9 protein-coding genes are annotated in these 11,658 nt (G+C 55.1%); 6 read left to right on the top strand and 3 right to left on the bottom strand.

All coding sequences use genetic code 11. From position 1 onward, the window contains the following. The first annotated feature begins 17 nt into the window (after nucleotides 1–17). The 5 genes from BcFMB_RS02660 (at nucleotide 18) to BcFMB_RS02640 (ending at nucleotide 5,420) form a co-directional block, all read left to right on the top strand. Nucleotides 18–2,153: a coiled-coil domain-containing protein gene (locus BcFMB_RS02660; protein WP_099720976.1), complete on the top strand. Its 2,136-nt coding sequence runs from the start codon at nucleotides 18–20 to the stop codon at nucleotides 2,151–2,153. Further along, entirely contained in the window at nucleotides 2,134–2,721 is a 588-nt protein-coding gene (locus tag BcFMB_RS02655) for a hypothetical protein (RefSeq protein ID WP_099720975.1), read from the top strand. Before BcFMB_RS02660 ends, BcFMB_RS02655 begins: the two co-directional genes overlap by 20 nt. A 445-nt stretch (nucleotides 2,722–3,166) precedes the next feature. Continuing rightward, nucleotides 3,167–3,352 (top strand): hypothetical protein, encoded by a 186-nt coding sequence (locus tag BcFMB_RS02650; protein WP_157775049.1) that lies wholly within the window; start codon nucleotides 3,167–3,169, stop codon nucleotides 3,350–3,352. A gap of 111 nt (nucleotides 3,353–3,463) precedes the next feature. Further along, nucleotides 3,464–4,126, top strand: a complete 663-nt coding sequence (locus tag BcFMB_RS02645) for a DUF1287 domain-containing protein (protein ID WP_099720973.1) — start codon at nucleotides 3,464–3,466, stop codon at nucleotides 4,124–4,126. 838 nt (nucleotides 4,127–4,964) lie between these two features. After that, on the top strand, nucleotides 4,965–5,420 hold the full coding sequence (locus BcFMB_RS02640) for a hypothetical protein (protein ID WP_157775047.1): 456 nt from the start codon (nucleotides 4,965–4,967) through the stop codon (nucleotides 5,418–5,420). Between the two features lie 91 nt (nucleotides 5,421–5,511). Here the strand turns inward: BcFMB_RS02640 and BcFMB_RS02635 are convergent, their stop codons facing one another. The 3 genes from BcFMB_RS02635 to BcFMB_RS02625 all read right to left on the bottom strand — a co-directional run bounded on the left by BcFMB_RS02635 (nucleotide 5,512) and on the right by BcFMB_RS02625 (nucleotide 8,246). Continuing rightward, nucleotides 5,512–6,096: a hypothetical protein gene (locus BcFMB_RS02635; RefSeq protein ID WP_099720971.1), complete on the bottom strand. Its 585-nt coding sequence runs from the start codon at nucleotides 6,094–6,096 to the stop codon at nucleotides 5,512–5,514. Beyond that, nucleotides 6,050–6,985, bottom strand: a complete 936-nt coding sequence (locus BcFMB_RS09490; protein WP_157775045.1) for a zinc ribbon domain-containing protein — start codon at nucleotides 6,983–6,985, stop codon at nucleotides 6,050–6,052. The genes BcFMB_RS02635 and BcFMB_RS09490 overlap by 47 nt, the downstream gene beginning before the upstream one ends. A 190-nt stretch (nucleotides 6,986–7,175) precedes the next feature. Further along, nucleotides 7,176–8,246, bottom strand: a complete 1,071-nt coding sequence (locus BcFMB_RS02625; protein ID WP_157775043.1) for a DUF4352 domain-containing protein — start codon at nucleotides 8,244–8,246, stop codon at nucleotides 7,176–7,178. 145 nt (nucleotides 8,247–8,391) lie between these two features. Between BcFMB_RS02625 and BcFMB_RS02620 the strand changes: the two genes are divergently transcribed. After that, nucleotides 8,392–11,652 carry a helicase-related protein gene (locus BcFMB_RS02620; RefSeq protein WP_099720968.1) on the top strand — a complete coding sequence of 1,087 codons (3,261 nt, stop codon included), beginning with the start codon at nucleotides 8,392–8,394 and terminating at the stop codon, nucleotides 11,650–11,652. Nucleotides 11,653–11,658: the final 6 nt, after the last annotated feature.

Raw genomic sequence — 11,658 nt, 5'->3', positions numbered from 1 at the left:
TCACAGGGGGTAATGCCATGGCACCATCATTCGACGAACGCCGACGTTCGTGGGGACTCTACGTCTGGAACAGCAACGGCGACGGAGACGGTCGGTTCATACGCGTCCTCGATTATGTGACCGACGCGGCCGGCCACGGACGATACGAATGGGTGATGCACGCACGCTGGTGGGATCGCCCCACCAATCCGAACGCCGACGATCCCAAGACTTTCTACCGCCGCGAGTTCCGCCGCGTCATGGCAGACAGTCCTTCCGACTTCCGCTTCCTGCAATGGACGCCATGCCTCGACCGTCCCGACCACCCGACCGTGAACTTCTTCCAGAGTGGCCTGCACGCCACTGAACCTCCGTTGTATGAAATCATCGATACCCCAGCGCAGAGTGCAGAGGAGCTTCCACATATACTCACGCGCGGTTTCCAATATTCGGGATACCCTACAGAGAAGATACTGCTGCTCTTCGCAGGGAGCGGTGACAGTTCGGATGCAGCCGTGCTCAAACGCGACATGGTCACGATACACAACGGCATGCTCACGCTGAACGAAGGAGCTCCACATAGCGTTCCACAAGTCAAACTGAAGAACAGGAACATTCACATCATCCATGGTTGGCATGGAAACGGACAGCGCTACGTCTACGATCAGCCGACGCTGCCGCCCTCGAATTCCTCCGTACTGATCAAAACGTTGCAGGAACTGGCGCAGGCGTACATGCAGTGGTACATCCGCAAGGAACGACTGCGGAACAGCAACGAGTACATGCACAGCGCGGGCGCCATTCTGGAACAGGCGTTCAGCAAACCGGAGAACCTGAACGAGTATCTGGACGTCAGTCCTTCATCGCAGGATCTCTGTCGGCTCCAGACCGCGCTCAAGGCGACGATCCGCAGCAACACCGACGACATATCGGCGATCATCTACGATCTACTCAAGCAGGACGACGATGTGATGACGGCGTTCAGACAACAGGCCACCGTCGCGCTCGAAGACGAATTCAACGTGCACAAGCGCAAACTGCGCACGCAACTCGACGATCTGCGCGAACAACGGAAACAGCAAACCAAGACCGTACAGCAGCTGACGCAACAGGTGCGAGAGCTCGACGAACAGCTGCAGCAGAAGCAGCGCGCGATACGCGACATGCAGGCGGAGCTGGAACTGCAGGAAGAGGTGCAGCAGCAATCGCTGCAGGAACTCGAAGAGAACGTGGCGCTCAAACTCGGCCTGCAGCAGATCGTCCGCCACAACGACGCCATGCTGCAGCAGATGGCGTCGCAACGCGCGGCATCGACGGACGCGAATGAACGACTGCGCAGCGCGCCGATGATGGCGCAAACATCGGTGCACGCGGCCGACGATGCACGGCATGCACTCGCGCAGAATCTGCAGGCATTGGGCTGCGCGTTCACCACGAAACGTTCGCGGAACAGCAAATGTCTGACGGATTTCGCGATGCAGCTGTGCAGGACGCTGCAGACGACGCGACTGCTGGCCGTCGACAGCGTGCATGTGCCGGCCGTGGCGAATGCGCTCGCGTTCGCGCTCGCCGGCGTCCCCGCACAGCATATGGGCATGCCCGTCGATTTCAGCGATTTCTCGGCGTTGGAAACGTTCCTGAAAGAGTCCGCATCGCCGGTGATTGTATTGGACAATGTCTTCGACACCGTCAACGAGAGTCTGCTGTTCGCGCTGAACCGATGCAACCCGGGAGATGCGATCGTCGTGCTGCCGATTGGCAGCCTTGCCAATCTGCGTCTGGTGGCACCAGAGGTCTGGCAGCGGATTTTCTTCGTGCCGACTGCGGGCATGATCGAGCTTCCCGTCTCACATACGCCGACCTTGTACAAGGCGGTACAGCCGCTCACACATGAGGACGCGGATACGGACACTGTGGTCGCGCAACTGTCCGCGCTGCAACCAACCGCGAGCCTGACCGCCACAGCGATGGTGACGCCCGCCACGATCATGGCGTTCGGGCATGGCATGACCGCGGCGCGGGAATGGGTCATGCCGCATCTGTGCGTGGAAATGTATGCGTACAACGGATTCGAGGCGGCGGACGCGTTGTGCAGGCATCGTTCCAACGCCACCATCGCCGACAAGCTCGTCGCGTTGATCAACAGGATTGATCATGGCTCTCCGGCTTGTTGATGTGATGGCCCGCGACTTGGGCGTGACGCGAAAACCAGGCGATGATGCGCAAGGACATGCATTCACCGTGCGCACGACGTTCACGGCGTTGCGGTTCTGGATGCAGGCGTGCTGCATCGACGACGGCTACGGCGGCGCGCTGGGCGTCACGCAGACGTCGGTGGAACACAAGGCGACTGACTGGATCGCCCAACTGAACGCCGTGTATCCGTGGCTGGAGGATACGTTCGATGCAACGATGCTGCGCCGATACTGTTCGGCGTTGGTCGGCGTCGGCGATCTGGTGCGGACCGATGAGGGCACGTTACGCTGTACCCGGCCGCATAATCTCACGGTGCCGTATGGAGCCTCGCACGGAGTGCGTGAAGATGGCACAGTGGTCACCGCACAGTTGGGATTGCGCGATCTGAGCGTGCAGGATTGGAGCGACTGCATGCTCGCCGGCTCCGTGGTGTTCGCCGGTGTACCCGAGCATGACGGTGTGATCAGCTTCGAGCCGGAGGCAATTGACCCGAGACTCCCCTACCGCGATGATCTACTGTTCCTGGCGACGTGGCCCGGCGGATGAAAACAACCCTGCCGGAGATTGGAAGCGCTTCGTCTTTCATCTGCGCGGCATCACGGCCGGCGCCGCGACGATGCGATATCTGTAGCTTCGGATGGCCATAGCTACAGATAATCGGATATCTGTAGCTATGGAGGAACTTAGCTACAGATATCGTGCCGACGGACGTGCAGGACGTTGCGGATCCAGCGCCTTTCCATCTACTGATTTCCTTTAGGAGACGACGGCTAATCGGCATGTCATCGGCACAACGGAAACGCCATCAGGTCAGACTAGACGAGGCACTGCCACCGTACGTCGTTATACTTTTTTATATTCTTTATACTTTCGAGGACTCTGATAACGAATCTGTTCAAACCCACTGCATAACATGACGTCACCCATACTGATCAGCAAGGAAGAAGACCTTAAGAGATCCGAGGCGGTACTTGGCAATGCCCTGGGCGACATGGTTCATGCTCCGGAAATCGACGGGCTGAGCTCGATGCAGAAGGAGTATCTGCTCGCCATGGCCCCGGACGACGGGCCATCGTCCACCGGGGAGATCGCCAAGCACCTCGAACGAAACGCCGGCTATGCAAACGTGTACCGCACGCAACTGATCAAGGAGGGCGTCATCTACTCGCTCGCATAGGATCAGGTAGATTTCGAGCTGCCCTACATGCGCGACCCTATCGTCACTCCCCATAGGCGATAAGCGTGCTATAACAGATGCCAGCGAAGGGCAACGCGGAGGAGGACATATATGGCACGACGACTATCCAGAGTCATCACGATAGGCGCGCTCATCGTCACCTGCACGTTGGCATCGTCCTGCGGGAGCGCAATAGGAAGCCCAGACGAAGACAGGCCGGCGAGGCAGTCAACGCCAAGCATCGCTCCATACATCAGCGCAATCGACAAAGACGGCGACGGCATCGACGACCAAAGCGACATTCTGCAGAGCGCGCGTGCCTACATCGCCACAAAACCGGCATACAAAAGCGAGTATTACGCAACCGGCTACCCGAACGACGGGTACGGCGTATGCACCGACGTCGTAGGCGCCGCCCTACGCGGAGCAGGCTACGACCTGATGACGCTCGTGCATGAAGACATACTCGACCACCCTGAGCGGTACGCGATCGACGCGCCTGACGCCAACATCGACTTCCGCCGCGTCCCCGTACTCAACGCGTACTTCGCCGCGCATGCGATCAACCTCACAACAGACACGACAGACGTCGGTGCATGGCAGGGCGGAGACATCGTCGTCTACAGCAACCACATCGGCATCGCCTCCGACACGCGCAACGCAGACGGATTGCCCTTGCTCATCCACCACGTGAGCGCGAAACAGAAGCAATACGAAGAGGATGTGCTCGGTACGTTTCCACAGGAGCTGGTCGGACACTACCGGATCAGTTGAGTGCGGACGAAGTCCGGATTCCGCGCAAATCACCCGATGCGATGCTTGGGAAGGCGTATTTCGGCATCTTTGGGTGCGTTCGGAGGCTCCTCGGCGCGTATTCGGGACGAACAGGTCGCTATCTCGGCATCTTTGGGTACCTTGAACGCCCAAAGATACCAAGATGGTCGCATGGCTCAGTGCGGGAAGCGGCCATTCGACCATGGGCAGCGCCTTTTGCGCCCAAGAAGTGTAGCCATGGATAGCCATAGCTACAGATAATCGAATATCTGTAGCTATAGGAAGATTTGGCGACAGGTAGAGCGCCACTGTTCGGTTCCCGGTGGCGCAAGTTCATATCTTTGGGTGTTCGAGGCACCCAAAGATACCGAGATATGCCGTGTTTTGGGAGTTGCGGCGCTTGAGACACCCAAAGAGACACCCAAAAATGGCGAGATAGTACGCTACGCACAGGCCACACGTCTCATCCGCTTCAGATTACACGCACTTTCGCATGCAGCTCGCGCTTTTCTTCATGTTCTTCTCTGGCATTCCGATACCCTCCGCGCTTCCATGCGATCACGCTTCGCAGCCCGATCCTCCCTATCGGGTCAATAATTGGCATATCTCGGCATCCTTGGGTGCGTCCAAAGGGACTCCGGAAGGTTTTCGACGCGAAAGGTCAACTATCTCGTTATCTTTGGGCACCTCGAACACCCAAAGATGGTGAGATACGGTCAAGCACCCATCTAGAGTCAGGAGGCAAAATGGGCATCATCCGAGTTCGCAAGAATCACGGATACAAAGGGCACAGTATGAGCAAGGGCGCTGCCCGCGCACACCAGAGGGGCGAGCGCCAATGATTACAACAGTTCCGCCGGCCCCGAGCGCTGCCCGCGCACACCAGAGGGGCGAGAAGCCAGAATCACAATGGACAAAAGAAACCATGCTCAGCAGGATCAAAAGAACCATAGAGTCAGAAGGCCTTCAACTGAGCCGAATTCAGTGGTCTAATCTCCAAAGGCTCCCCCAGAAAGCCATGTTCGACAATCTGTTCGAGACTACAGGCACATATCGAACTGGAGCGGCCGCTAGTAAAACATCGTTCTATAACCTGAATCGCATGGCGCTGCGTCAGCTTATCAGAGAGGGAGTGCAATTCCTACCCGATTACGTGATTCTAGTAATCCATGATATGGAGCTCGTCGAATTCGACAACGCACAGCAGATGAACGCCTACTACAAAAAACACAACTATCAAAATGAAGACATCAGCCTTGAGACGTACGCAAAGAAGATGATCTGCATCAAATAGCGCAGGGCATCATTAGGAACAAAGGCAGGCAAGCGCCCCGCAACAGCAAAGGGGCGCACACCCACGCGCGACCGAAAACCGGAGGAGGGGCCTACTTCTTAATCACCTTCATCACCGCTGGCACAACCTTTGGGCCGTACTTCTTGATGACCATACTTCCCGCCGTAACCGCAGCGCCGAGAATCGCCGCTCGGCGGCCTTCCACCTTAGCCTCACAATGCTTGCAGATGCCTTTCGCGCCGGTGGACGGCAGCCGCTTCCCGCACTTGGAGCACTGCGGCTGCTTGTCTTCGGTGCTGCCGGATTCCTCGGGCTCTCCGGCTTCAGTCTGCTTACGCGTATCACGCTTCCTGATTTCATGTATTTCCTCACTCGTGACGACTTCGTCTTCATCAGATACTGTTACCGATTCTATCTGGGGCACGATGCCAGCGGTAATCGCTTCTTGCTTCCACGTAGCAGTGCTGGACACCAGTTCCTGGAATTGGTCAATGACCGCCTCTCCCCCAGCCTCATTGGCAAGATAACTGTTGATCGACAACAAAGTGTCGGGATTATCGAGCTGTTGGGCGTGCACGAAGTCGGTGAACTGCACGAGACTTTGCTCGGCGGCATCGTACTGATTCAATTCAACGTGGCCTTCGCATTCGATGCGGACCATATTGGCGATGGACACAAGATCCTGTATTGGCGATGGACACAAGATCCTGCATCGCCTCCGTCGCAAGACGCTCATTCTCTCCCATGATTGCGCGCTTGGCTTTTCGAGCCTTTTCCGCAGCGCCCGATTTGGTTCCAGCAGTCACCCCCAGCGTGAGACTACGTTGTGCGTAGTTACGCATGAGTGTGCATTTCGCGTCGGTCGCCGTGGCCATCGCGAGGCGTAGGTAGTCATTGCGGGCGCGACCACGCGGGATCATGTGCGCTTGTGCCCATTTGTCCCACGCGCTATCTGCAATCGCCAACCGGTCATTCTGCAAATCGATTTGCAAGCTCTGGATGGATTCCTTCAGTCCTTTGATTTCTTCAAGTACTGCTGCGATAGCGACCTGCGTTTGGAGATGCTGCAGGGATTGCAACATATCCGGACTGAGATCGACTTCTTTGAGTCTGAATTGTTTCGCGAAACTGCCATCCAGATTATATGCAGTCGGAAGTATCCCGCTGCCATCCTTGGCTTCCTTGAGTACGATTTTGCCTTCGTCGATAAGCCGCGCATAGTATTCCGAAATATCAGCGACCCACTGCTTATTCGGTTCATGAGCAGCCTGCTGCTGCACCCATTCCGCCAATGCAGGCAGTAGCGTGACGACCTGTTTCCAATTGCCGAATATATTCCAAATACTCGCATTATCCTCGGGTGTCACATCCATCAGTTCGACGTTGCTGCGCTCCGCCATCGGATCCCAACGTTCGACTGCCATCTTGAACGTCGGTACGATCTCGTGCGTGATCTGTTCACTGATGGGACGCGATGGAGCATCGCCCACATATCCGCATTCCACGCACAAACGCGCCCTACTTGAAATCTGAGTGCCGCATTCAGGACACATGATCATGCTCATCGCTTCTTCTCCTTGTGTTCCTGTCAGTATAAACACTCAGTTCCATTCCACGGGCCAGTTGTCCGGCTTGGGCCAAGACCCTTTTAGAAACTCGAATTGTCTTATCGCCGTCTCTCATCATGGCCTGAATGCCAGCAAGTGCCGACGGAAACTAAACCTCATAACACAATTAATGACGATAGCATAATTATCAAGAAACGTGATAATTATTGTCTGTGATAATTACGGCATAATTGTCTTGTCCTGGTGTTCCTCCGACAAAATCACCCACATCACGAAACGCGATGCCGATCATTTTGGCATGCAACGGCACTTGGAAGGGATAGGTGACTTTCGTCTTTGTCCCCGGCTGCAAGTCAGCATTGCATTCTGGGTTGCCTTCGACATCATACAATTCATCAATTGGCGTATATTGTTGGTTATCCGAATTCAGCGCAACAATCTCATACGGGTATCCGCAGGTGATGTCCAATGGTTTCTTGGTGTTATTCGTCACCTCGACAGTCACAACCCAGAACTTGGTATCCGCATCCGGGTTCTTCGGAGCGAATTGACCATTACTGCATCCTTCGCCACAGGAATCAAAATTGATGGTTGGCTTCTCCCCGAACTCAAGCAGCTTCATAGTGATACCACCATTAGACACATCCTCATTAGGTTTGCCCTCAGTATTATCCGAAGCACCTGAATCGGTTTCATCTTGTTGCTGATCCTCACGCTGCAACGCAGATTCCAGCTGTTGTTTGAGCGAATTCACGGAGGTGTCCAGCTTTTCTATTTCCGCGTCCTTCGAGGCGATAAACCTGCGCAATGTGTTGTTGGCATGCAGCTGGGTGATGCCCCATCCGAGGGCGGCACCCACAGCCAAGGCTGCCACCGCGCTCACCACGGGGACCCACCACGCGACACTTCTCGTCGAGGCGGCCGGTACAGAAGGAATCGTGCCTCGAGGAGCGTTAGCAGCTGGACCATATGCTCCAGCTGTCCTTGCCTTCACAGTCTGCAAGGCTTGGGCGAAGGTCGTCGCCTCCGAATACTGCTGGGGATCGACGGTGAATACGATGATCCCTGTCGGATTGGCTGGCGACGCGGGCACTGTCAGCGCTACTTCACCAAAACCATCGTGCTGCGGGGCGCTGAGATCCATGCGCTGTACGCATGATACCGGCAAAACGATTGGTTCCTGACCAGTGATTGATATGCTGACATTCTGTCCGTTAGTATGCACCGCTCCTTCGCGCGCATGAAATACGAGGTCCATTGCTGTCTCTCCTCAAGAATGGTCTGTTCCCTTTTGATTTACATCATAATCGACTTCGTGCGGAGAATATACACATATATCCAAAGCCGGCACATACAGATACTCTCCCGTGAATCCCGGCGCTCCATACGCGTACAATACGGGTATGGATTTCATCGACAACAACAGCGCGCATGGCCTAGGGGAGGCTTTGCGCGACGTACTTGACGCCAATTCTCGAATGTCCATCATCGCCTCGTACTTCACGATCTTCGGATACAAGAAACTTCGTGATCGGTTGCAGGGCATTCAGGATTTCCGCTTCATCTTCGATGAGCCCACATTCATCAAGCAAATGAATCGAGAAAAAGAGCCCCGTGAATTCGTGCTTTCACAGCGGGCGCGCGAACACGGCATTGGTGGTGTCGGACTTGAACTCACCCTTCGCAATGGGCTAGACCAACGAGCTTCGGCGGATGAATGCGCCGACTGGATTGCACGCAAGGCCAAGTTCAAAACCAGCAAGGCTGCGGGGAATCTACAGACTGGATCCATGTTTCTGGTTTCGAATGGCAGCAGTGAAGCAACCCATGCATTTACTGGGCAAAACATCGGATTCACGATGGAGGGGCTGGGCTACGAACACAACCCGAACGTGTTTGCTCCAATAACCCATTTCGCAGGCTCCCCAAATGAAATACCTCAGACAAGCATATTCAATATGCTCTGGAACAACGATTCCATGCTGCAAGACGTGACTGAGGAAGTGCTCCAGCAGGTCAGGACACTGTACCGAGAGAACTCACCGGAATTCATCTATTTCCTCACGCTCTATAACATCTTCCGCGATCGCGTGGAGGATGAAGGCGACATCGACACCAAACACACCGCGGAGATTCAAGACACCGCTGTGTGGTCACGACTCTATGACTTCCAAAAAGATGCGGTGGTGGGCGCGATCCGCAAACTGGAGCGATATAAAGGCTGCATCATCGCAGATAGTGTGGGCCTTGGCAAAACATTCGAAGCCTTGGCGGTCATCAAGTATTACCAGGAGCTCAACGACCGCGTGTTAGTACTGACACCGAAGCGTCTCCGCGAAAACTGGACGATGTATCTGGGCAACGACGAGCGGAATATCCTCGTCGACGATAGATTCAGCTACGACGTGCTCAATCACACCGATCTGTCTCGGCGTCACGGAAAAAGCGGTGATATCAATCTAGAGACATTGCGGTGGGATAATTACGGCTTGGTCGTCATTGACGAATCCCATAATTTCCGCAATCGTCCTACCGATACGACCACCGATTCGCGCTATTACCGGCTGCTCAATGACGTGATTAAGAAGGGGCGGCGCACCAAAGTGCTTATGCTATCCGCCACTCCGGTAAACAACCGCCTGCTGGACCTGCGCAACCAGCTCGACATCATCACCGAAGACGATGATACCTATCTACGTGATGACGGAATCCCCAGCATCAACACCGTGACACGCACTGCCCAGCAACGATTCAAGGAATGGAGCGAGCTGCCGGATGCCGAACGCACAACGCAGTCATTTGTCGAATCCTTGAATGGCGATTATTTCAAACTGCTCGACATCTTCACCATCGCACGCGGGCGAAAACATATCGCGAAGTATTACACAGGGCAGGGTGGTGACCAATTCCCGGAACGCCTCAAGCCCATTTCGTTGCATACCACAATAGACGCCGAGGGTCAGCTCCCCTCCATCAAAGAGCTCAATAATCTCATTGCACAGTTGGCATTCCCTCAATATCAGCTGCTGCAATACGTCACCGACCCAGTGCGCAGACGCAAGTACCAAGAGCTATTCGGCGACACATGGGGCACCAACATGGAAGCGCAGACCAACCGCACTCAGGCAATCGCCGGCCTAATGCGCGTCAATCTGCTGAAGCGTCTGGAAAGCTCCGTGCACAGCTTCAACCTCTCCATCGAGCGAATCCTCGAGAATGCCAGAAAGCTCATGGATGATCTCAATGCCCTTGATGCAGGGCGGCCACCAGTCAACTACGCCCCTGTAATTCCACAAGATGTTGTTTCAGAAGACGATGCTGACGAGCTCCCGGCAACCGACAAGGTTACAGTGGACATTCGCGACGTGGACCGACTGAAGCTCCGTGCCGAATTGAACGAAGACATCACCATTTTGCAGAAGCTGCACAATTACGTGCAAGCAATCACACCCGAACGCGATCAGAAACTCATTAAGCTCGCAGATCTTATCCGTACCAAAATCGAGCAAACCCCTTATAACCCGGGAAATAAGAAGATCCTGATTTTCAGCGCATTCGCCGATACGGCCAAGTACTTGTACACCTCGCTCGCGGACGGGCTCAAACACGATTTCGGCATCGATAGCGCACTGATCACCGGCGCTGGTGGCACACAATCCACACTCAAGCTCACGCGCACCTCATTCGATAACGCCTTAGCTCACTTCTCCCCAAAATCCAAGGAGCTGCCGAAAAGCGATCCGGTGCAGAACGAGATTGATATCGTCTTTGCCACGGATTGCATTTCCGAAGGCCAGAACCTGCAGGATTGTGATTGCCTGATCAACTACGACATCCATTGGAATCCGGTCCGTATCATCCAACGCTTCGGCCGTATCGACCGACTGGGTTCCACGAACACACGCATCCAGCTCATCAATTTCTGGCCCGACATCGAACTTGATGAGTACATCCAGCTGGAGGGCCGCGTGCGCAGCCGTATGACAATGCTCGACGTTTCGGCAAGTGGCGACGAGAATGTGCTTGAAGGTAAACGGAACAGCGAAATGAATGATTTGCAGTACCGCAAGCGGCAGCTCCAGCAACTGCAGCAAGAAGTGCTGGATCTGGAAGACATCTCCGGCAATATCTCCATTACCGACTTCGCCCTCGATGACTTCAAGGTTGAGCTCAACCGCTACATGCAACAGCACGGCACGCAGCTTGAAAATGCGCCGATGGGCATTCATACGGTAGCCAAGATTCCCGAGGCACTGCGAGACGAGATCGAACCAGGTGTCATCTTCTGCTTGAAGTACAAAGGGGCAGCCGAACGGACCACATCCAATCCAATCGCACCATATGCCATCATGCTCGTCAATGCGCAAGGTGAGGTCAAGACGACCCCGGCCTACCCCAAAATGGCGCTCGATTATATGCGTGGCGTATGCGCAGGCGAGCATGAGCCGATCGAACAGCTTTACCGCCAATTCAACAGAGACACGTGTGACGGCAGGGATATGCGCGTATGCACCAAATTGCTCGAGGCGGCGGTTTCCACGTTGAATGGCACACATGAGCGCAATGCCATCGACGACCTATTCTCGCTAGGGGAAGTGAATGTGGAGTCTTCAGAACGCGGATTCGATGACTACACTCTGGTCACTTTCGTCGTACTGAAGTGAGGCACA

This window comes from Bifidobacterium choerinum (genome assembly GCF_002761235.1).
GTDB classification, from domain to species: Bacteria; Actinomycetota; Actinomycetes; order Actinomycetales; family Bifidobacteriaceae; genus Bifidobacterium; species Bifidobacterium choerinum.
Note: the sequence above shows the minus strand (reverse complement) of the source record. Positions and strands in the feature narration are given on the sequence as shown.

Bases quoted from the DNA above. Each gene is read 5' to 3' on its own strand.
- BcFMB_RS02660 (WP_099720976.1), top strand. From the start codon at position 18: ATGGCACCATCATTCGACGAACGCCGACGTTCGTGGGGACTCTACGTC.
- BcFMB_RS02625 (WP_157775043.1), bottom strand. From the start codon at position 8,246: ATGGACCTCGTATTTCATGCGCGCGAAGGAGCGGTGCATACTAACGGA.
- BcFMB_RS09490 (WP_157775045.1), bottom strand. From the start codon at position 6,985: ATGAGCATGATCATGTGTCCTGAATGCGGCACTCAGATTTCAAGTAGG.
- BcFMB_RS02655 (WP_099720975.1), top strand. From the start codon at position 2,134: ATGGCTCTCCGGCTTGTTGATGTGATGGCCCGCGACTTGGGCGTGACG.
- BcFMB_RS02650 (WP_157775049.1), top strand. From the start codon at position 3,167: ATGGTTCATGCTCCGGAAATCGACGGGCTGAGCTCGATGCAGAAGGAG.
- BcFMB_RS02640 (WP_157775047.1), top strand. From the start codon at position 4,965: ATGATTACAACAGTTCCGCCGGCCCCGAGCGCTGCCCGCGCACACCAG.
- BcFMB_RS02620 (WP_099720968.1), top strand. From the start codon at position 8,392: ATGGATTTCATCGACAACAACAGCGCGCATGGCCTAGGGGAGGCTTTG.
- BcFMB_RS02645 (WP_099720973.1), top strand. From the start codon at position 3,464: ATGGCACGACGACTATCCAGAGTCATCACGATAGGCGCGCTCATCGTC.